Origin of the sequence: Limnohabitans sp. 2KL-17 (assembly GCF_003063415.1) — a bacterium.
Classification (GTDB): domain Bacteria; phylum Pseudomonadota; class Gammaproteobacteria; order Burkholderiales; family Burkholderiaceae_C; genus Limnohabitans_A.
This window is the reverse complement of the sequence record NZ_NESK01000009.1, coordinates 1-21,201: the sequence shown is the minus strand read 5'-3', so window position 1 is coordinate 21,201 and position 21,201 is coordinate 1. Positions and strand designations below refer to the sequence as shown.

At 62.2% G+C, this 21,201-nt stretch carries 19 protein-coding genes; 12 read left to right on the top strand and 7 right to left on the bottom strand.

Going from position 1 to position 21,201, the window contains the following annotated elements; genetic code table 11:
- Positions 1-134: 134 nt before the first annotated feature.
- Positions 135-650, top strand: a complete 516-nt coding sequence (locus tag B9Z45_RS05715) for a hypothetical protein (protein WP_108406272.1) — start codon at positions 135-137, stop codon at positions 648-650.
- Here the strand turns inward: B9Z45_RS05715 and B9Z45_RS05710 are convergent, their stop codons facing one another.
- Together B9Z45_RS05710 and putA are read right to left on the bottom strand one after the other, a co-directional pair.
- Positions 651-2,546 carry an AMP-binding protein gene (locus B9Z45_RS05710; RefSeq protein ID WP_108406346.1) on the bottom strand — a complete coding sequence of 632 codons (1,896 nt, stop codon included), beginning with the start codon at positions 2,544-2,546 and terminating at the stop codon, positions 651-653.
- A 73-nt stretch (positions 2,547-2,619) separates the two neighbouring features.
- A complete protein-coding gene (gene putA / locus B9Z45_RS05705) occupies positions 2,620-6,435 on the bottom strand; it encodes a trifunctional transcriptional regulator/proline dehydrogenase/L-glutamate gamma-semialdehyde dehydrogenase (protein ID WP_108406345.1) in 3,816 nt (1,271 codons plus the stop codon).
- Between the two features lie 126 nt (positions 6,436-6,561).
- On the opposite strand from putA, the gene B9Z45_RS05700 reads away from it, so the two are divergent.
- Entirely contained in the window at positions 6,562-7,035 is a 474-nt protein-coding gene (locus B9Z45_RS05700; protein WP_108406271.1) for an Lrp/AsnC ligand binding domain-containing protein, read from the top strand.
- Positions 7,036-7,058: 23 nt separating this feature from the next.
- A complete protein-coding gene (locus tag B9Z45_RS05695) occupies positions 7,059-7,448 on the top strand; it encodes a thiol-disulfide oxidoreductase DCC family protein (RefSeq protein WP_108406344.1) in 390 nt (129 codons plus the stop codon).
- Positions 7,449-7,461: 13 nt separating this feature from the next.
- Here the strand turns inward: B9Z45_RS05695 and B9Z45_RS05690 are convergent, their stop codons facing one another.
- The gene (locus tag B9Z45_RS05690; RefSeq protein ID WP_108406270.1) at positions 7,462-8,787 is read right to left on the bottom strand and encodes a leucine-rich repeat-containing protein kinase family protein; all 1,326 of its coding nucleotides are present in this window, start codon (positions 8,785-8,787) and stop codon (positions 7,462-7,464) included.
- Positions 8,788-8,800: 13 nt separating this feature from the next.
- Positions 8,801-9,016, bottom strand: coding sequence for a hypothetical protein (locus B9Z45_RS05685; protein ID WP_146180879.1), 216 nt, complete (start codon positions 9,014-9,016; stop codon positions 8,801-8,803).
- 38 nt (positions 9,017-9,054) lie between these two features.
- Between B9Z45_RS05685 and B9Z45_RS05680 the strand changes: the two genes are divergently transcribed.
- Entirely contained in the window at positions 9,055-10,116 is a 1,062-nt protein-coding gene (locus B9Z45_RS05680; protein WP_108406343.1) for a cyclase family protein, read from the top strand.
- A gap of 135 nt (positions 10,117-10,251) precedes the next feature.
- Positions 10,252-11,220: a tripartite tricarboxylate transporter substrate binding protein gene (locus tag B9Z45_RS05675; protein WP_108406268.1), complete on the top strand. Its 969-nt coding sequence runs from the start codon at positions 10,252-10,254 to the stop codon at positions 11,218-11,220.
- Between the two features lie 13 nt (positions 11,221-11,233).
- Here the strand turns inward: B9Z45_RS05675 and B9Z45_RS05670 are convergent, their stop codons facing one another.
- Together B9Z45_RS05670 and B9Z45_RS05665 are read right to left on the bottom strand one after the other, a co-directional pair.
- A complete protein-coding gene (locus B9Z45_RS05670; protein WP_108406267.1) occupies positions 11,234-11,671 on the bottom strand; it encodes a hypothetical protein in 438 nt (145 codons plus the stop codon).
- A 56-nt stretch (positions 11,672-11,727) separates the two neighbouring features.
- A complete protein-coding gene (locus B9Z45_RS05665; RefSeq protein WP_108406266.1) occupies positions 11,728-12,552 on the bottom strand; it encodes a TauD/TfdA family dioxygenase in 825 nt (274 codons plus the stop codon).
- A gap of 112 nt (positions 12,553-12,664) precedes the next feature.
- Here B9Z45_RS05665 and B9Z45_RS05660 point away from each other — a divergent pair, with 112 nt between their 5' ends.
- From B9Z45_RS05660 to B9Z45_RS05630, 7 genes are read left to right on the top strand one after another with little or no spacing between them, the layout of a single operon-like run.
- Positions 12,665-13,633 (top strand): tripartite tricarboxylate transporter substrate binding protein, encoded by a 969-nt coding sequence (locus B9Z45_RS05660; protein ID WP_108406265.1) that lies wholly within the window; start codon positions 12,665-12,667, stop codon positions 13,631-13,633.
- Positions 13,634-13,656: 23 nt separating this feature from the next.
- The gene (locus B9Z45_RS05655) at positions 13,657-14,631 is read left to right on the top strand and encodes a tripartite tricarboxylate transporter substrate binding protein (protein ID WP_146180878.1); all 975 of its coding nucleotides are present in this window, start codon (positions 13,657-13,659) and stop codon (positions 14,629-14,631) included.
- A 3-nt stretch (positions 14,632-14,634) separates the two neighbouring features.
- Positions 14,635-15,201, top strand: coding sequence for a ribonuclease E activity regulator RraA (gene rraA, locus B9Z45_RS05650; protein ID WP_199221851.1), 567 nt, complete (start codon positions 14,635-14,637; stop codon positions 15,199-15,201).
- Complete coding sequence (gene leuC / locus B9Z45_RS05645; RefSeq protein ID WP_108406263.1) at positions 15,198-16,622, top strand: 3-isopropylmalate dehydratase large subunit; 1,425 nt, start codon at positions 15,198-15,200, stop codon at positions 16,620-16,622. Before rraA ends, leuC begins: the two co-directional genes overlap by 4 nt.
- Positions 16,623-16,632: 10 nt before the next feature.
- Positions 16,633-17,295 carry a 3-isopropylmalate dehydratase small subunit gene (gene leuD / locus B9Z45_RS05640; RefSeq protein WP_108406262.1) on the top strand — a complete coding sequence of 221 codons (663 nt, stop codon included), beginning with the start codon at positions 16,633-16,635 and terminating at the stop codon, positions 17,293-17,295.
- A complete protein-coding gene (locus B9Z45_RS05635) occupies positions 17,279-18,202 on the top strand; it encodes an ornithine cyclodeaminase family protein (RefSeq protein WP_108406261.1) in 924 nt (307 codons plus the stop codon). The genes leuD and B9Z45_RS05635 overlap by 17 nt, the downstream gene beginning before the upstream one ends.
- Complete coding sequence (locus B9Z45_RS05630; RefSeq protein ID WP_108406260.1) at positions 18,199-19,401, top strand: FAD-binding oxidoreductase; 1,203 nt, start codon at positions 18,199-18,201, stop codon at positions 19,399-19,401. Before B9Z45_RS05635 ends, B9Z45_RS05630 begins: the two co-directional genes overlap by 4 nt.
- A gap of 46 nt (positions 19,402-19,447) precedes the next feature.
- On the opposite strand, the gene gap is transcribed toward B9Z45_RS05630, so the two are convergent.
- Complete coding sequence (gap, locus tag B9Z45_RS05625; protein WP_108406259.1) at positions 19,448-20,449, bottom strand: type I glyceraldehyde-3-phosphate dehydrogenase; 1,002 nt, start codon at positions 20,447-20,449, stop codon at positions 19,448-19,450.
- Positions 20,450-21,201: the final 752 nt, after the last annotated feature.

Below are 21,201 nucleotides of genomic sequence, written 5' to 3'. Positions count from 1 at the left end.
GTGGCGCAAGCAGGGTGGTGTAGCCCATTCGGTGAATGAAAAATGACCGTCTGGTGGGTTCACGGGCAGCATTCGATGTTGCACACTGAAAAAGCGCCATTTACTGAACCTGCATAAAACCCAAGGACCCTCTCATGAACGCCTCACTTGCCAAAACCGCCTCATTGACCGCTGCCCTTGTGTTGTCGGTTTCCAGTTACGCAGTTCACGCCCAGGGCGCTGGCCCGGGTGTCGGTGGTGGCGCAGGGCCAGGCCCTGCTGCCAGTCCTGTGACAGGCTTGACCGCCAAGACAGAGCAGTTCGTGGAACGGCAAAAAGAGGCTCTACACCATCAGACACAAATCCGAACGCAAGAAAAGAACCTGTCGGACACGCGTGGCCAGATCAAAGCGCAAGACAAACTGCTCAAGCAAACGCGCGATCAAATCAAGCGGCAAGACCAACTTTTAATCCGCACGCGCGCCCAAATTCAGGACCATGCGCAAGACAAACCCGAGCTTCTGGACATGTTGCGCAAGCAAGAACAAGCTCAAGAGCGGTTGTTGACTCAGTTGAAAAGCCAGGAGCAAAGCCTGACCCAAACCCGCGAGCAGATCAAGGCTGAAGAACAGTTGCAAACCCAGTTGCGCGACCAGCTCAGAAACCGTTGATCATGGCTCGGAAAACCCAAGCTTGACCGGCAGAGCGGTCAAGCGCGGCTTCAGGGTGGCCCAGGCTGCGGCGGGCGTTGCCAGGGCGTCGACTTTGACCGGCGAATCGCCCGTGGCCAGCACCGTGGGCCATTGCCCGTTCGGGGTTGCCAGTGGCGTCAAGACCTGATGGATCAATCCGCGCACTACGGCAGCCGTTGCCAGAGTGCGCAATTCGGGCTTGTAGATCTTGCCGACGTTGGTGACGGGCATGCGTTCCAGCACCGTGATCGATTTGGGTTGGGCGGGCGCTTCGTCGACCCGTTGTGCAGTGAAGGCCAGCAACTCAGCTTCAGTGACTTGCTCGCCTGGTTTGAGTGTGGCAAACGCCACGGGCAACTCACCCGCGTAGGCGTCGGGCGCGCCCACGGCGGCGCACAGGTCGACGGCGGGGTGCGCGCCCAGCGCATCTTCAATCACCTTGGGGTCGATGTTGTGGCCCCCGCGAATGATCAAGTCCTTGGCGCGGCCAGACAGGTGCAAGCGGCCTTGTGCGTCGATGAGGCCCACATCGCCCGTGATGAGCCAGCCATCGGGGGTGAAGCTGCGCGCGGTTTCTGCGGCGTCCAGATAACCTGAAAACAGGTTGGGGCCCTGGTAGAGCACCATGCCTTTTTCACCCGCAGGCAGGTCTTGCCCGGTGGCCTGGTCGTCATGGCTCAACGCCACGATGCGCACGCGCGCATGGGGCAGTGGCCAGCCCACGCAAGCTGCAGGTGCTCTCAGCCCGAGTGGGGCCACGGTGCTCAGGCCCGCAGTCTCGGTCATGCCCAGGCTTTCGTTGATGTGCAAGCCCACCATTTGTTCAAAGCGTTGCGCCAGCTCTGGAGGCAACGGCGCGGCACCCGTGCGCACCGCACGCATGCGGGAGATGTCTGCGCCGTCCAGCGGCACACCCGCCAATGCCGCCAGCACGGTGGGCACGCCCGACATGAGGGTGCAGCGGTGGTGTGCGGCCAGGCGCCAGTAGTTTTGCACCACATCGCGGTTGCGAAACATGGACGCTGTGGGAATGATCACATGCATGCCGATAGCCAATGAGCAAAGGGCCCCGGGCAATACGCCGGCCACATGGAACAGCGGGTAGCCATTGATCGTCACATCGGTGGGTCGAAAGCCCTGCATGCTGGCGTTGGCCCAGGCGGTGAACACCTGTGCGCCGTGGCTGTGCCGCGCCAGCTTGGGCGCGCCGGTGGTGCCGCCAGTATGAAAGTAAGCCGCGATGTCGTCTGCGTTGAAAACCCGCTGGCTCAGCAATCGGTCTGCCACTTGCGCAGCCCGCAAGGCGTGGAAATCTTGTGAACCTTCGGGCAACTGATCGGCGGGTGGCAAAGGTCCGCCCTCGGGGTTGACCAGCAACACGGTGTGCAGGCTGGGCAACAGTGATTGCAAGCGAAGTGCCTTGGCCCGCATCTGGCTGTCGTCTGCCACGCCATGGGCGATCAGCACCTTGGCTTGGCTGGCGCTCAGCAGCGACAGCAGTTTTTCTTCACTCAGCAAAGGGTTCAGCGGTTGCACAATGCCTGCGGCTTCGCCCCCCCAAAGTGCCAGGTGGTAGGCCAGCCCGCCGGGCAACAAGATGGCCACCACATCCTGCGGGCCCAGTTGCAGGCTGAGTAGCATATTGGCGGTCTGGTGGATGCCTTGCAGCAGATCGCGGTAGGTCCAGGTGTTGTAAGGACCGCCGGGCTGGCCTGTTTGTAAAAACGTGAGTGCTGGCTGGTCGGCGTGGGCCAGAGCGCTGGCGCGAATCAAGTCGTAGGTGCTGGACCACGGCATGGCTTGGTCCAGGGGCGTGGCCTCGATGCTTTGGATGTCGGCCAGGGATTGAACGGGCGAAGTGACGGTCAGGTGCATGCCCGATGTTAGCCACAGTCTGGCGCGGGCTTTGTCACGCGGGCGGCAAGGCATGGGCCCGTTCAAGACGCATTCAAACAGCCAGGGTCATCAAGCTCGCGTTGCCGCCGGCCGCTGCCGTGTTGGTGCTGATGCTGCGTTCAGTGACCAGACGCGCCAGCGGCACGGCGCAGTCGCCGGGGCGCAAGGCCGTGAGTGTGACGATGGCGCCCGGGCGACGGGACAAGGTGGCCAGGGTGGCCAAGGTGGTGCGTGCATCCGCGTGTAGCAAAGCGGCATCTACGGAGCCTGGTGCATCGGGTTCTTGCAGGCTGATGTGTTGCTGCACCGCCGTAGGCAAGCCAGACCATGTGTCCAGTGTCGTATTTGGCCAAACGGCGTGGCTGCCCACGGCCAGCACGGCAGCCAGCTGCGTCAGGCGGTCATTGTTGGCGCTGTCGTGTTCGCCGGTCAGGCACAGCACGCGCGCACGGGCGTGCACGCGGTAAACATTGCGCTCGCCCGTGGGGCCCTGCAACAGGGCTTGCAGCCCTGCTGGGTTTGACGCTGCAAACTGCAAGCAGGCATGGGCCAGGGTCAAGTTGCTTTGAGACACCGCCCAGTCGTGCAGGGCCATCAGGGCAGGCTTGATGCGAGGCTTGTCTGCCGGACCGCTGGCTTGAACACTGCGCAAAGCGGCGTCCTGCGGGCAGTGTGCCAGCAGGCGCAGCAAATACAAGGGGCCGCCTGCCTTGGGGCCAGTGCCTGACAGACCTTCACCGCCAAAGGGCTGAACGCCCACCACCGCGCCCACCATGTTGCGGTTCACGTACACATTGCCCGCATGGGTGTGGTCAATGACCTGTGCAATGGTTTCATCGATGCGCGAATGCACGCCCAGAGTGAGCGCATAGCCAGTGTCGTGGATGGCTTGCAGCAAGTGGGGCAGTTCGTTTCGGGCATAGCGCACAAGGTGCAGCACCGGGCCAAATACTTCGCGCTGAAGCTCGGCGATGTTGTCGATTTCGATCAAAGTGGGTTGCACATAGGTGCCTGCGGGCAAAGCGCTCAGGCAATTGCGGCTGATGCGGTGAACGGGGTGGCTACGCTGTTGCATGGCTTGCACGTGCGCCTCGATGCCGCTTTGCGCCCGCGCATCGATGACCGGGCCGATGTCCACCGACAGCTGGGCCGGGGTGCCCAAGGTGTTTTCGGCCATCGCGCCTTGCAGCATCTCGATCAGGCGATCGGCCACATCGTTTTGCACGCACAGCACACGCAGCGCCGAGCAGCGCTGGCCTGCGGCTTCAAACGCCGAAGCCATGGCATCTGTCACCACTTGCTCCAGCAAGGCCGAGGAGTCGACCACCATGCAGTTCTGGCCACCAGTTTCGGCGATCAAGGGCACAGGCTGGCCGAGCGCATTCAGGCGCTCTGCCAGCGCCGCTTGCAGCACGCGGGCGGTTTCGGAGGAGCCGGTGAACATTACGCCTTGCGTGCGGGTGTCCTGCACCAGCTGCATCCCGACTTCAGACCCTTTGCCCGGCAGCAGTTGTAACGCTGCTTGTGGCACGCCAGCGGCCCACAGCGTTTGCACTGCTAGCGCGGCGATGACCGGGGTCGCTTCGGCGGGCTTGGCCAGCACCGTGTTGCCTGCTGCCAGCGCAGCAGCTACCTGCCCCACAAAAATTGCCAACGGAAAATTCCATGGGCTGATGCACACCACAGGACCCAGCGGCACATGGGTGGCGTTATCAAAGTCTCGCTTGGCCTGCGCGGCGTAATAGCGCAAAAAGTCCACCGCCTCGCGCAGTTCGGCCACGGCATGGCCCCAGGTTTTGCCGGCCTCGCGCACCAGCAAGGCCATGACGTGCGGGCTGTCGGCCTGCAGCAAATCTGCTGCGAGCTCCAGCAGGGCTGCGCGTTGTGGTGGCGGGGTGTAGGCCCAGCCTGGCGCCGCATCGGTGGCCGCTTGCAAAGCGGCGTTCACATCGTCGGCATGGGCGTATTGCACGCTGCCCAACACATCGCTGTGGTCTGCGGGGTTGCGCAGCACCTGCACGGCCCCGCCCACACAGCTTGCGGACAACAAGGGGGTCACGACCCAAGCATCCCTTTGTGCTTGCATGTGCGTGGCCAGCTGGCGCAGCGTGGGCTCGTGCACGAGGTCGGGCCCCTCTGCGTTGCGCCGCGCCGCGCCGTACAACTGCGCGGGCAGCACAATTTGGGGGTGCGGTTGGCCTGGGTGAGTGCCTTCGCGCAAGGCGTCCTGCGCCGTGCGTGCCACAGGGTCTTGTACCAAGTCGCCGATTGACACAGTGGCATCGGCCATGCGGTTCACGAACGAGCTGTTCGCGCCGTTTTCAAGCAGTCGGCGCACCAGATAAGCCAGCAGTGTTTTGTGCGTGCCCACGGGGGCGTAAATGCGGCAAGGACGCTGGAACTCTGTACCCCCACGCAGGCGCACTCCGTGTAGCCCGCTGCCCCCCGAGGGGGCGCTCGCTCGCCCGACCACCTGCCGGTACAGTGGCTCGCCCATGCCGTGCAGGCACTGGAACTCGTACTGACTGGCCTGGTAGTCGCCACCCATGTCTTGTGCCATGTGCACGATGGCCGCCAGTGTGTGGGCGTTGTGCGTGGCAAATTGCGGGTAAATTGCCTCGGGTGCCGACAGCAGTTGGCGTGCGCAGGCCAGGTAAGACACATCGGTGTGGTGCTTGCGTGTGTAGACCGGGTAATCGCTGTGGCCATCGACTTGTGCGCGTTTGATCTCGCTGTCCCAATACGCGCCCTTGACCAGGCGCACCATCAGCCGGTGGCCCGTGCGGCGTGCCAGATCCACCACAAAGTCGATCACGAAGGGGCAACGTTTTTGGTAGGCCTGGAGCACAAAGCCGATGCCGTTCCAGCCTTGCAAGCTGGCCGCGTTGCACAGGGCTTCAAGCAGGTCGAGCGACACATCGAGCCGGTCCACCTCTTCGGCGTCGATGTTCAGCCCGATGTCGTAGCGGCGGGCCAACATGGCCAGGTGCAGCACCCGGGGCAGCAGTTCATCCATCACGCGCTGGTGTTGGGACCGGCTGTAGCGCGGATGCAAGGCAGACAGCTTGATCGAGATGCCCGGGCCGTCCACCACGCCTTGCCCTTGCGATGCCTTGCCGATCGCGTGGATGGCGTTTTCATACCCGCGCAAATACCGCTGCGCATCGGCCTCGGTCAGCGCAGCCTCTCCCAGCATGTCGTACGAATAGCGAAAGCCCTGCACCTGCAGGGTTTGGGCGCGTTGCAAGGCTTCATCGATCGTCTCGCCCGTGACAAATTGTTCGCCCAGCATCTGCATGGCCAGTTCCATGCCCTTGCGGATCAGTGGCTCGCCGCTTTTGCCCACCAGCCGTGTGAGCGAGGCCAGCATCGCCCCCTCGCTGTGCGTGGCCACCAGCTTGCCCGTGAGCAACAGGCCCCAGGATGCGGCATTCACAAACAGCGAGGGGCTGTGGTCCACATGTTGGCGCCAGTTCCCCTGACCGATCTTGTCGCGGATCAGGGCATCGCGCGTGGCAGCGTCAGGAATGCGCAGCAGCGCCTCGGCCAGGCACATCAGTGCCACGCCCTCATCGGACGACAAAGCGTATTCCTGCATCAGGCTTTGCACGCGGCCCGCCCGCCCGCCTGGTTGCGGGTCTTCGCGCATGCCTGTCACCAGTTGCCGGGCCAGCGCGTCGGTGCGTTCGGCTTGTGGGGCGCTCATGTGGGCGGCCACCAGCAGTGGGGCCAATGCTTCGGCTTCCGGCACCCGCGTAGCGCGGTCGATGGCTTCGCGCAGTGCGCTGCGTTCGGGCATGGGGCCGCCAGGGGTGAACCGGGCGCCTTGCGTCGGGCTCATGGGGTTGGGGTTCAGGGGTGCGTTCATGGCGTTCTTTGCAGGGGCTGGCGGCAGTGCGCCAGCAACTTGTTGGATCAATACAAATCGCCATGATCCGGATTTTTGGCTAAATGTTTCACCAAATATTTGTCGTTATGTTGCATAAAATACGGCATGAGCACCGAAATTTCCGACATTGATCGAACCGATCGCCGCATCCTTGATCTGCTGCAGCGCGATGGCCGCATCAGCAATCTCAAGCTGGCAGAAGGCGTTTCGCTCTCGCCCACGGCGGTCTTGGCGCGTGTGCAGCGCCTGACCCGTGAGGGCTTCATCTTGGGGTATGAAGCGCGGCTCAACCCGCTCAAACTGGGCGCGGGAATGATGGTGTTTGTGGAGGTGCTGCTCGACCGCACCAGCCCCAATGTGTTTGACCAGTTCAAAGCTGCTGTGCAGGTGCGCCCCGAGATCATGGAATGCCACATGGTGGCCGGTGGCTTTGACTACCTGCTCAAGACCCGCGCCGCCGACATGAATGCCTACCGTGAGTTTGCAGGCACCGTGTTGTGGCAACTACCAGGGGTGCGCGAGACCCGCACTTATGCGGTGATGGAAGAGGTCAAGAACACCACGGCGCTGGCGCTGTGATGAGGCATCCCGTGCCCCCAGCCCTGGTGGTGGTTTTTGACGCGCAGTGCTTGCTGTGCCATCGGTGGGTGCAATTTTTGCTCAGGCACGATCACCGCGCTGTCTTCCGGTTCGCCGCCATTCAGGGCGCTACAGGGCAGGCTCTGCTGCGCCAGGCTGGTTTGCAGGTGGAGGGTTTGCAAACGCTTTTGCTGGTGGACGGAGAGCGAAGCTGGCAGCACTCCGGTGCAATCTTTCGCATCTTGCACCCCTTGGGTTGGCCATGGCGTGCCGCCTGGTTGGGTTGGCTGGTGCCGGCTATCTTGCGCGATGCGCTGTACCGCCTGATCGCGCGCAACCGCTACCGGATTTTTGGACGCACAGACGCTTGCATGATCGCGCCAGCCGATGTGAAGGCCCGGTTTTTAGACTGAGACACCACGCCGTTCAGCGGCATGAGCCTGCAGCCAGCGCCTGGCATTGCCGCTTGACTTCGGCCATGACCGGTCGGTCGCCGGGCTCAAGGCACAGGCAGGCTTGTGCCAAGTCATGAAGTGCCCGGCCAGCAGACGAAGGCGAAGATGAAGGCAATGGCAAATGTGCAGCCAGCTCCTCCAGCAAACAGCCAAAGGCCCGCACTTCGAGTGCCAGCAGTTGCCTGCACATGTCGGGTTGGTTCGCCGGCAGCTGCGTGGCTGCGCCAAAGTCGCCAAGTCGCGCCTCGCCCAGCGCAGGGTCTATCAGGATATTGTGCGCATACAAGTCGCCATGCATCACGCCCCGCTCGTGCAAATGGGCCACGGCATCGGCCACATCGCAGGCGATTTGCAAAGCCAGGGCATCCGACAAACCGAAACCGTTCGGGTACACGTCGCGTGTGCAGGTTTGCAAACTGGGTGGCCCCGCCAGATTGACGTGCCCTGCCGGGATCAGCGGCATCAACAAACCCTGGGCCTGCGTGGGGTGGCCGGTCAGACTGGCCACGGGGGTGGTGAGCGCGGGGTGCTGTCCAGCCGCCAGGCAAGCGGCCAGCTCGTCTGCGGGCAGGCCGTCGCTGGTGACGGCACCCTTGAACAATTTAAGCGCCAGAGGTTGAGGCCATCCATTGGCTTGTATGCGGTGGATGTGGCCCGAAGCCCCCTCACCCAGCAGCGCGCCCAGTTGCACGTTTGACCACGGCACGCCCGGTAAATCAGGCGTGGCCGAAAAAGTCCAGCCCATGGCATTGCCCGCCAGGGCCAGCCACGACAGGCGTGGTAATTCACTCAGCCATTGGGGCACCCCGCTCAGGCGGTTGGCCGATATTCGCAGCAACTCGAGCTGCTGCGCGGCCTGCAGACTCTCGGGCAGGGTCTGCAGTTGGTTGCCTGCCAGCATCAGCTTTTGCAAAGCGGGGCGTTGACCCAAAGCCTCGGGCAAAGTGGCCAATGCGTTGTCGGTCAGGATCAGCCAGCGCAGCGCGGGTGGCAAGGCCTTAGGCGGCACTTGTGCGATGTGGTTGGCCTTGAAGCCAACGACCTGCAAGCCATGGCAATCGCCCAGCACTTCGGGCAGCACAGAAAAATCGTTGTCCGATGCAAACAGCACTTGCAGCCGATGCAGGCGCGGCAGCTGGTGTGGCAAATCACTAAGCCGGTTGCCACTGATGTTGAGCACCTCCAGCGTGTCGGCCAGCTCAAAAATTTCGTCGGGCAGTTCCGTCAGGCTGCAAGCCAGATCCAGGCGCCGCACGCCAGCCAGGGCGCCGCTGCGCAGTTGTTCAAGGGTGTGCATGGGTGAATGTGCGTCAGCGGTCAGTTGCCAGGTGGATGGGGGTCTTGGTGCTGCGGATGCCGCTGGTCTGGCGCGGCCGCATGTCACACACATGCAAATTGTCACCCATGGATGGCAAGCCGGGCAAAACCCGCTCGCAACGGGTCGAACTTCGGGTGCTTTCCATGGCCACGCCAGTGCAGGGCTTGTTGGACAGTCGGGTGGGTGACACCAGGCGTGGCCCAGCCACGACAAGATGGCTGCTTGCCCATGCACCAGGAGTCAGACATGTCTTCATCCCCCCGCTGGAAAAACCGCCCGCCCGGCTCGAACTGGGGCGACTTCGGACCCGACGACCAATGCGGGCGCATGAACTTGCTGACCCCTGAAAAAGTGCTGCAAGGCATGGCCGAGGTGCGCACCGGGCAAAGTTTCAACCTGAGCTTGCCGCTGGATTTTCCAGGTGGCAATGTGCTCAACCCCAGGCGGCAACCCCCTGTGCTGCGCCCGACTTTGCGGGATGGCAAACCCAACATGAATTACCAGCTGTGGTGCGACGATGCGTCGTGCACCGATGTGATTTGCGACGACCTGGTGATCATGCATTTGCAGTACAGCACCCAATGGGACAGCCTGGCGCACGTGGGCTCGATGTTCGATGCCAATGGCGATGGCGTGCCCGAGCCGGTGTACTACAACGGCTTTCGGGCCGGCACCGATGTGGTGGGTCCCAGCGGCAGCGAGGGCGCCGGCATTTTCGGGTTCCCGGAAATTGCCCGCGAATCCACCTCGTCGGCCAAGGCGCTGGGCATCGAAAAAATGTCGGAGCGCTGCGTGCAGGGCCGCGCCGTGATGATTGACCTGCACGCGCACCTGGGGCGTGAGCGGGTGCGGGTGGGGTACGACTTGCTGATGGACATCATGAAAAAAGACCAGGTGGTGGTGGAGCCCGGCGACATGGTGTGCCTGCACACGGGCTTTGCCCAGATGCTGCTTGAGATGAACAAGCAACCCGACCCGCATGCGGTGGAGAACTCGTGCGCCGTGCTGGAAGGGCGAGACGACAAGCTGCTGCAGTGGATCACCGATTCGGGCCTGTCAGCCCTGATCGCCGACAACTACGCCGTGGAGGGTTTGCCCTCGACCCCCAAGCCGGGCAGCTGTGCCTCGCTGCCTTTGCACGAACATTGCCTGTTCAAGCTCGGGGTGCATCTGGGCGAGATCTGGCACCTCACGCCTTTGGCGCACTGGCTGAGGGCTGCTGGCCGATCCCGTTTTTTATTGACCGCTCCCCCCTTGCGCCTGCCGGGAGCCATTGGCTCACCCGCCACGCCCATCGCCACGGTGTGATGCATTAGGACGGACACGCCGGCATCTCAAAAAGTCTGGGGCGTTCTGGGGTGAGGGGTTTTAGGGAATACGCTGAAAGACAAAACGTCTTCAGCGGCCATACTGGCTTTTTTTGACTTTCAGAGGTTTTAGCTCATGAAAACATGGATCACACGCGTGGCTTGCGCGGCCTTGCTCGCTGGCTTTCCCATGCTGGCCTTGGCACAAGCCTGGCCCAGCAAACAACCCATCAAGCTGGTTGCGGTGTTTCCCCCGGGCGGCTCGGTGGACCAGGTGGCGCGCATTTTGGCCGTTCCCTTGTCGCAGCAACTGGGCCAAAGCGTGGTGGTGGAAAACAAGGGTGGCGCATCGGGCGTGATTGGCACGGCCAGCGTGCTCAATGCCCCGGCCGATGGGTACACCTTTGCGGTGGTGTTTGACACCCATGGCGTGAACCAGAGCCTGATGGCCAGCATGCCCTACGACAGCAAAAAAGACCTGGTGCCACTGGTGTTGGTGGGCACTTCGGCCATGATGCTGTCCACCCATGCGGGCACCGACTACAAGACGTTTGCCGATGTGGTGGCGGCTGCCAAAGCCAAAAAGAACGTGTCTTTTGGCACCATTGGCAATGGCAGCCTGGGCCACCTGGCCATGGCCTTGATGGCCAAAAACGGGGGCCTTGAGTTCAACCATGTGCCCTTCAAGGGCGGTGGGCCCTTGATGAACGATGCCATCGCCGGGCACATTCCCCTGACCATGAGCACGGTGTTTTTGAACAAGCCGCACATCGACAGCAAACGCTTGCGGCCCTTGGCGGTGACATCGGCCAAACGCGTGGCCGATTTCCCGGATGTGCCCACCATCGCAGAAGCGGGCTTTCCGGGTTTTGAAGCGCCAGCCTGGTGGGCCTTGTTGGCTTCGGCCAAAACGCCGCCCGAGATCGTCAAGCGCATGAACGAAGAACTCAACAAGGCGCTGGCCAGCCCCGAGGTGTCCAAGCGGCTGGTGGCACAGGGCATCGAAATTTCAGGCGGCAGCGTCGAAAAGGCCCGGACTTTCATCGATGGTCAAATCGACACCTGGGCCAAGGTGGTGCGCGATAACGGCATCAAGCCGGACTGAGACCTGTCAGCGATCAATCCACTGGTGGGGCGGCTGCATCCACCACCCGTTGCGGCTGCAGTTCGCGCACCCGGTGGTCGATGTAGTAACCACCAAATTCGGTGTACTTGAGCAAGACGCGCTGGCAAGTGCTGCAAGCAAACGCATCGCAGCGGTTGTATGGAAAGTACAGCGGGGCAATGGGCGCATCGGCTGAATCGTAGCGCGTGCCTTGGGGGTGAAATTCTTCAAAGGTGGGCTCGGGGGTGGGGGTATCCCAGTGGTCGCCAGCGGCCCTCAGGCTGCCCACTTTTTCCATTTGCGGGGCGGGCCAGCGGTCATCGGTGACGCTTTCCCATGCCGCGCAGTCGCCCACCGAGCAGCTGCATTTTTGCGCCAATGCAGCTTCGCCCAAAGCGCGAAGGCTGGTGGCGTCGAGCAAGCGTGAGGCCTCAGTTGTCTTGAACTTCACAGACGCTCCATGGCCTTGAACAATGCGACTTCACCCGAGTTCACCTTGGCACCACATCAGACCGGCTTGTCGCCCGCCAACGTGATGCGGTGCATGACCCGGCGAAAGCCGTGGTAATCGTTCACGGGGTTGTGCTGGGTGCAGCGGTTGTCCCAAACCGCCAGCGAGTGGGCTTGCCAGACAAAACGGCAGGTGAGTTCGGGCTTGATCTGGTGCTGAAAAAGGAAGTCGAGGATGGGCGTGCTTTCGGCTTCGGTCATGCCGACGATGCCCGAGGTGTGCGCCACATTGACATACAAGGCTTTGCGCCCTGTTTCGGGGTGCGTGCGCACCAGCGGGTGGTGGGCCAGATAGGCCTTGGGCGCGTCGTCCTTGCCATCGGATTTGATGCGGTCTTCGCGGGTTTTGGACACATCGGCCTTGGCCGAGCTGCTGATGCCCACCAGGCCATCCAGCAGCGATTTCATCGTGTCCGACAGCGTGTCCCAGGCCATGTACTGGTTGGCAAACAGGGTGTCACCGCCGTAGGGCGGCACTTCTTTGGCCAACAGCATGGAGCCCATGGGGGGGTGCTCCAGGTAGGTGGTGTCGGAGTGCCAGATGCCACCAAAGTTGACTTTTTCGTGTTCGAGTTTCTTGACCTCAATGACGCAGGGAAAATCGTTCAAGCCTTTGACAAAGGGGTACTCCACGGGCTGGCCCAGCGTGTGGGCAAACTGCATGAATTGTTCGGGCGCGAGGTCTTGGCCCCGGAAAAAAATGACCTGGTGTTGCAGCAAGGCTGCGCGGATTTCCTGCTGCAGATCGGCAGGGATGGGCCGGGTCAAATCGACCCCGTGGAGCTCGGCGCCCAAAGCACCTGCGATTCGGTGAATGATCATTTTTTCATTGTGTCACAGACCCTTGGGTAAACCCCCATGCGGCATGTCCACCGCGAGACAAGTGTGAGAGGAGCTTCGTGTCATTCTGATCCCCTTGTTTTTTGGAGTCGTCATGTTGAAACGTGGTTTGAAATGTTTGGCTTTGGGCATGTCCTTGTGTCTGGCTCAGGGCGCTGTGTTGGCGCAAGAATTTTTGTCCAGACCGGTGCGCATCGTGGTGCCGCAAACACCGGGTGGCGCATCGGACGCGCTGGCCCGCATCGTGGCCCAGAAGCTGAGTGAAAAATGGCAGCAGTCGGTGGTGATCGAAAACCGTGCGGGTGCGGGTGGCAACGTGGGCATGGAGCATGTGGCCCAGGCCAATGCCGATGGGCACACCTTGCTGATGAGCTACGCCGGATCGCACGCCATCAATGCGGCCTTGTACAAGAAATTGCCCTTCGACCCTGAGAAGGATTTTGAGCCCGTGGCCACTTTGGCCACCCTGCCCTTTGTGTTGGTGGTGCGCCCCGACTCCGCCGTGAAAAGCATCAAGGACCTGGTCGAGCAAGGCCAGCGCGCGCCGTTGACATTTGGCTCGGCCGGCAATGGCTCGGTCAACCATTTGCTGGGGGTCATGTTCAATGCCGCGGCCAACACCAAGCTGGAACACATTCCCTACCGGGGCGCGGCGCCCGCCATGCAAGACCTGATGGGTGGCCAGATCAACATGGTGTTCACCAGTTTGCCCTCGGTCTCGGGTGCCATCAAGAACGGCACGCTGCGTCCGGTGGCTGTGACCAGCGCGGTGCGTTCGGGCAATTTCCCCAATATTCCCAGCATCGCCGAATCGGGCTACAAAGAGTTTGATGTGTCGCCCTGGTTCGGGCTGTTTGCTCCGGCCAAAACCCCGGCAGCGGTGATTCGCCGCATCAACCAGGATGTGCAGGACGTCCTCAAAAGCAAAGACGTGATCGAGCGCTTCAACGCACAAGGCGCCGATGTGCTGATCACCCAGCCCGCCGAATTTGCCAGCATCCTGAAAAAAGACCTCGCCAAGTGGAGCGTGGTGGTCAAGGCTTCCGGCGCACAAATCGACTGAACCCCAACCAAGGCGAGAACGACATGAACCTGCACCCCATCACCCGCCGCACCGCTGTGGCACTGGCCTTGTGTTTGAGCACGGGCGCCTTTGCACAGAATTGGCCTGACAAACCCATTCGGATCGTGGTCGGCTTTGCGCCCGGTGGTTTCACCGATGTGCTGGCCCGCACCATTGGTCAAAAATTGCAAGACCGCCTGGGCCAGCCTGTGGTGGTGGACAACAAGGCGGGTGCGGCCGGCACCGTGGGCGCCGATATCGTGGCCAAGGCCAAGCCCGATGGCTACACCCTCTTGCTGGGCCACAGCAACTCCAATTCGGTGGCCCCTGCGCTCTACCCTAAGCTGCTCTATGACGTGGTGAAAGATTTCACGCCCATCATCCGTGTGGCGTCCACGCCCTTGCTCTTGACGGTGAACCCCGATGTGCCTGCAACCGATGTCAGATCGTTCATTGCACTGGCCAAACAAAAGCCCATGGGCTTGAGCTTTGCGTCTTCGGGCAGCGGCAGCGCGCAGCACCTGGCGGCAGCCCGCTTCATGCTGGCCACCCAGACCCAGATGAACCACATTCCCTACAAAGGCAGCGGCCAGGCGATTGTGGATTTGCTGTCCGGCCAGGTGAACCTGAACTTTGAAAGCCCACCCAATGTCATGCCGCATTACCAGGCGGGCAAGCTGCGGGTGCTGGCCATCACCAGCGAGAAACGCTCGCCCCTGATGCCCAATGTGCCCACCATGGCAGAAGCGGGCGTGGTCAATGCCGAAATGCTGCAATGGTTTGCCGTGCTCGGGCCCGCCAAAATGCCCGCAGACATCACCAAGCGCCTGAATACCGAAATCGCGGCGATCCTGAAACTGCCCGATGTGGCCGAAAAGATTGCCTCGCAAGGCGGCGAAATCATCGGTGGAACGCCCGAGTCTTTTGCGGCCTTCCTGCCCGCTGACAGCGCGTCCTGGGCCAAGCTGGTCAAGGAAGCCAATGTGCGGATGGACTGATTTGTGAAAGCCGCCATTCCCAAAACCACCGACCTGTGCGATGCCTGCGATGCTGCACAAGCCTGTGCCGTGCTGTTTCAAAGCTATGGCCTGCGGCGAGCCTTCACCGGGCCCATGCGCACCTTGCGTTGCCATGAAGACATTGCCCTCATGCGTGAGGCCGTTAGCCAGCCAGGGCAGGGGCAGGTGCTGGTGATCGACGGTGGCGGCTCGGTGGCGCGCGCCTTGTTCGGCGATGAGATGGCCGACCTGGCCTCGCGCAATGGCTGGGCCGGGCTGGTCATTCATGGTGTGGTGCGCGATGCCGATGAGCTCAATGCCATCGACATCGGTGTCAAGGCGCTGGGCACGGTGCCCAAGCGAGGCGAACGCACGGGCCAGGGCGAACGCGATGTGCCGGTGCACTTTGGGGGCGTGACCTTCACCCCCGGCTGCCACCTGGTGGCCGATGCCGATGGCGTGATCGTGTTGCCCGCCGGCATGACTGCGGCTGAGATTGCGGTTGACGATGTGGTGGCGGCAACCGCCGCCTACGCAGCGGGCACTGCCGCCGTCCCTCCCAAGCCATGACAGGCCGGACCCTGTACCAGCGCATCGTGGCTTCGCACACTGTGCGGCAACTGGGCGACAGCGGGCAAATTTTGCTGTACGTCGACCGACAGGTTCTTAATGAATACACCAGTCCGCAGGCATTTGCGGCCCTGCATGCGCAAGGGCGTTCGGTGTGGCGGCCTTCCGCCACGCTGGCGGTGGTGGACCATGTCAACGCCACCACGCCCGTGCGCAACGCCCGCACCATGGTGCTGGTCGATGCAGACCGCGCCCGACAGGTGAGCACCTTGGCCGAGAACTGTGCACGTCACGGCGTTGAACTGTTTGACATGCTGGACTCCCGACAGGGCATCGAGCACGTGGTGGCCAGCGAGCAAGGCTGGGTTTTGCCGGGCATGGTGATGGCCGCTGGCGACAGCCACACCACGACGCACGGGGCCATGGGGGCTTTGGGCTTTGGCATTGGGAGCAGCGAGATAGAACACCTGCTGGCCACCCAGACCTTGATTTACCGTCCTCAAAAAAACCTGCGTGTCACAGTGCACGGCCAACTGCAGCCCGGCATCACGGCAAAAGACCTGGTGCTTGGCCTGATCGCACAGATCGGTGCCGATGGCGCCTCGGGCCACGTGATCGAATACGCCGGTGAGGCGATTCGGGCGATGGGCATCGAAGGCCGTTTGACGCTGTGCAACATGAGCGTGGAGGCCGCTGCACGTGGGGCCATCGTGGCACCTGATGAGCGCCTGTTCGACTACTTGCATGGCCGTGCACGCGTGCCGCAAGGCGCGCAATGGGATGCCGCTGTGGCGCAATGGCGGCAGTTGCGCAGCGACGACGAGGCCGTGTTCGACCGCGAAGTCAGTCTCAACGCCAGCACCCTTGCCCCGCGCGTGACCTGGGGTACCAGCCCGGACCACGGCGTGTCCATCGACGGCGTGGTGCCCCACCCTGAAAACGAAGCCGACCTGCAGCGCCGTCAGGGCATGCAGCGCGCATTGGCCTACATGGATTTGCAGCCAGGGCAGGCCTTGCAGGGCTTGCCCATCAGCCATGCTTTTATTGGCTCGTGCACCAACAGCCGAATCGACGACCTGCGCGACGCGGCCCGTTACCTCAAAGGCCGGCGCGTGGCGCCTGGCGTTCGGGCCCTGGTGGTGCCCGGTTCATCGATGGTGCGTGCGCAGGCTGAAGCCGAAGGCCTGGGCCGTGTATTTGAAGAAGCTGGCTTCGAATGGCGCCAGGCGGGATGCTCGATGTGTGTGGCCATGAACGAAGACCACTTGAACCCCGGAGACCGTTGTGCCTCGAGCACCAACCGTAACTTTGAGGGCCGTCAGGGTCAGGGCGCACGCACCCACCTGATGAGCCCGGCCATGGTGGCGGCCGCGGCGGTCTGCGGTTCACTGACCGATCTGCGCACGCTGCGTTGCCATTGAAAGCGATGGCATGACCTCTACCAACCAAGCCGTTCAAACCATCGCAGGTGCTGCTGCGGCCCTGCCCTTGCCGAATGTCGACACCGACCAGATCATGCCCAAGCAGTTCCTCAAGGGCATCGACCGCCAGGGCCTGGCCAAGGGCTTTTTGCACGACATGCGCTTTGACGCGGCAGGGCGGCCGCGCAGCGACTTTGTCTTGAACCAGGCGCCGTGGGCATCGGCCCGTTTTCTGATCACAGGACCCAATTTTGGTTGTGGCTCGAGCCGCGAGCACGCGGTGTGGGGTTTGCGCGAGTTGGGCATTCGTTGTGTGCTGGGCACCAGCTTTGGCGGCATCTTCAGTGACAATTGCATCCGCAACGGCGTGCCTGCGCTGGTCTTGCCGGCTGCACAAATCGAGCGCCTGATGGCCCTGGCTAAAAACCCGGACCACTGCCACTTGACGCTGGATTTATCGGCACAAACCGTGCACACGCCAGCCGATGGCCAAAGCCTGCGGTTCGAGATCGATGCGCTGCACAAAGAGATGTTGCTCAACGGGTTGGACGCGGTGGGCATGAGCCTCAAGCACGCGCCACACATCCGTGATTTTGAAGACCGCTACCTGGCCGCCAAACCCTGGACGGTGGCCCCAACCGCACAAGAGACTGCCCATGGTTCATTACTTTGACGAAGCTCGCGTTCAGCAATTGTTGAGCGTGCCTGCATTGCTGCAAGGCGTGCGCGAAGCCCTGGTGGCACTGACATTGGGCCAGGTGGTGCAACCGCTGCGCATGGTCATGTCGATCGGTGAGGCCTCGGCCGATGGCCTGCTGTTTTTAAAACCCGCCCAACTGGGTGACGCCCTGACCACCAAGCTCATCACCCTGGTGCCGGGCAACGCCCGCATCGGCTTGCCCACTTTGCTGAGCACGATTGTTCTGATGGACCCGGCCACCGGCCAGACCCTGGCCGTGATGGAGGGCAACACCATCACCGCCATGCGCACTGCGGCGGCTTCTGCCGTGGCCGCCGATGCGCTGGTGCCGCACACCCCGCAGGTGGTGGCGATGCTGGGCAGCGGTGTGCTGGCGCGCAGCCACGCGCAAATGCTGCGTGCCGTGCGCGATGTCTCGCAAATCCGCGTGTGGAGCCCCACAGCAGCCAACGCGCAGCAGTGCGCCCACGACATCGGTGGCGTGGCCTGCGCCAGCGCCGAAGAAGCAGTGCGTGGCGCCGACATTGTGTGCACGCTGACCAACGCCAGTGAGCCCGTGTTGCAGGGGGCCTGGCTCAAGCCGGGTGCTTTTGTGGCGGCCGTGGGTGCGCCGCGCCCGACCTGGCGCGAGCTCGACGATGCGGCCATGCGGCATTGGGTGGTGGCCGACCAGCGTGAGGCCGCCGAAAAAGAATCGGGCGATGTGCTGTTGTCAGGCGCGCGGGTGGCTGCAGAGATCGGCGAAATCCTGTGCGGCCGTGTGCCGCCTCCCCCTGCGGGCACAACCATCATTTTCAAATCACTGGGCCAGGCGGTGGAAGACACGGTCGCAGCGCGTCTGGTCTACCGCGCGGCTTTGGCCGAACAGGCGCAAGCATGAGCTTGGCACCCAGCGCCCAACTGGGCACGGCAACGAGCGCCGATGTGGTGATCGTGGGCAGCGGCGTCATGGGTGCAGCCACCGCGTGGTGGCTAACCCGCTTGCAACCGGGGCTCAAGGTCATCCTGGTCGAGTCGGACACAGCTTACGAAAAAGCCTCGTCCTCTTTGTCGGCCAGTTCCATCCGCCAGCAATTCACATGCCCTGTCAACATCCGTCTGTCGCAATACGGCATTGCGTTTTTGCGCGAAGCCGAGCAACACCTGGGCCTGCCCGACCACTCGGTGGCGCTGGGTTTGCAAGAGCCCGGCTATTTGTACCTGGCCCAAGAGGACCAAGCGGCTGCCATGCAGACCGCCCACCAGATTCACAAAGAGGCCGGGGCCGATGTGGCCTTGCTTGGCCCCGAGGCCTTGCGGCTGCGCTACCCGTGGCTAAACGTGGACGATGTGGCGCTGGGCAGCTTGGGCCTGAGCGGTGAAGGCTGGTTTGACGGCCCGGCCCTGCACCAAGCCTTTTTGAAAAAAGGCATGTCACAAGGCGTGCAACGCCTGCACGATCGGGTGGTTGGCATGGACCACACGGCCTCGCAAGTGACCGGTGTGCGTTTGGCCAGCGGCGGCACTTTGCGATGCGGCCAAGTGGTCAATGCTGCGGGTGCCTGGGCGGGTGAGGTAGCGGCCATGGCCGGCGTGGTTTTGCCTGTCGAAGGGGCCAGGCGCACAGTGTTTGTGCTGTCTTGCCCCGAGCCGCTGGCGCATTGCCCTTTGCTGATCGACCCGAGTGGTTGGTGGCTGCGGCCCGAAGGCCGGTTTTTGATCATGGGCGCTGAGCCCTTGCACACCCAACCCGGCTTGCCGCTGGAGCCCGACTGGTCCGAGTGGAACGACGAGCAATGGGCCTCGCTGGCGCACCGCATCCCGGCTTTGGCCGCCTTGCGGGTGGAGCGCGCTTGGGCGGGCTATTACGAGATGAACACCTTTGATCACAACGCCGTGATCGGCCCGCACCCGATGCTGCGCAACCTGTATTTCATCAACGGCTTTTCAGGACACGGCATGCAGCACGCGGCTGGCGCGGGGCTTGCCCTGGCCGAATGGATGCTGTTGGGTGCATCGCAAACCATTGCGGTGGATGATTTGGGGTTTGAGCGGTTGGCACAAAACCGCCCGCTGCGCGAGCTGCAAGTGATCGGCTGAACGCTGCACACTAGGCACTGTCAGCAGCTTCAGCCGACAAGACTGTTCAAGCGCGCCCCACCACCCGCGCCATCTCCAGGCATTTGTTTGAGTAACCCCATTCGTTGTCGTACCAGGCCACCACCTTGATGAAGGTGCTGTCCAGCGCGATGCCTGCATCGGCATCGAACACGCTGGTGCACACCTCGCCACGGAAATCGGTGGAGACCACTTTGGCGTTGGTGTAGCCCAGCACGCCTTTCAGGGCGCCTTCGCTTTGGGCCTTCATCTCGGCGCAAATTTCGGCATAGGTGGCGGGGCTGTTCAGCTCGGCGGTCAGGTCGACCACCGACACATCGGAGGTGGGCACGCGAAACGCCATGCCCGTGAGCTTGCCCTTGATTTCGGGGATGACCACGCCCACGGCTTTGGCCGCGCCCGTGCTGCTGGGGATGATGTTTTCCAGAATGCCCCGGCCACCGCGCCAATCCTTGTTGCTGGGGCTGTCCACGGTTTTTTGTGTGGCGGTGGTGGCGTGCACCGTGGTCATCAGGCCACGCTTGATGCCCCATTTGTCGTTCAGCACCTTGGTGATGGGGGCCAGGCAGTTGGTGGTGCAGCTGGCGTTGCTGATGATGGCTTGCCCGGCATAAGTGCTGTGGTTCACGCCGAACACAAACATGGGCGTATCGTCTTTCGAGGGCGCCGACATCACCACTTTTTTGGCGCCTGCGGCCAGGTGCTTGCCCGCGCTGTCTTTGTCGAGAAACAGGCCGGTGGCTTCGATCACCACATCGGCACCGACTTCGTGCCACTTCAGGTTGGCTGGGTCGCGCTCTTGCGTCAGGCGGATCTTGTGGCCATTGACCACCAGGGTGTTGCCCTCCACAGCCACGGTGCCTTTGAAGCGGCCATGCACGCTGTCATATTCCAGCATGTAAGCCAGGTAGACCGGCTCCAGCAAATCGTTGATGCCGACGATCTCGATATCGTCAAAATTTTGCACTGCTGCGCGCAGCACCATGCGGCCGATGCGGCCAAATCCGTTGATCCCGATTTTGGTGGTCATGTCTGTCTCACTTTAATGGAAGCTGTCTTGGGCTGCAAGCCCAAACCGGGCCAGCCCATCGTGTAACCATCCTAAGACATTTTCGGTAATTTTGTTACAAAGCCTGGCTGTGACGCAGGTTTGTTCCGAGTTTGTAACTGTTCCGGAACGTTGCGGAACGTCACTGTAGTTGCTCTTATGCGTCACTGAAGATGCAATTTTTAGCAGCAACGTATTTGGTCTGCTTTAGGCTGAGTGCTGTCGGTCAGGTTCGGCTGTGCGAACGACGGAGGTCGCCGACACCGTACATTAGCCAAAGAGCGTGCGAACGAGAGCGATTGGCCCGACTGACATCCGCGTTAGGAGCTTGGGGCTCAAGTCCTGCCATTGAACGACGCCCGCAGTTCGCCAGCGGGATTCTAGATGGGCGATCTCTGGGACCCCGGCGAGACTGGTGCAAGTTCCAGTGCCAGTCTGCTGATGCTCTTAGTGTCCGCACGTCTAAGACATGCCGGACACGTCTTTCTGAAGCTTGTGCGTCGCACGACCAATTACGCGGTTAAAAGCAATCATCACCTCGTCATCCGGCAGACCAGCGACGCTTACACCAATCTCTGTCAGAAATGTGCGAACTGAAGTGGACCCCAAAGTCAGGACAGCCTTGATGGCAGTTTAAGTTGCACTCAACTTCTCGCAGCTGGTCGGCGCTGCCCCGCTTTTTGCCTTTTGTATTGCAGGCTCAATCTCAATCCTGACTTCCCCGGCCGCAGTCG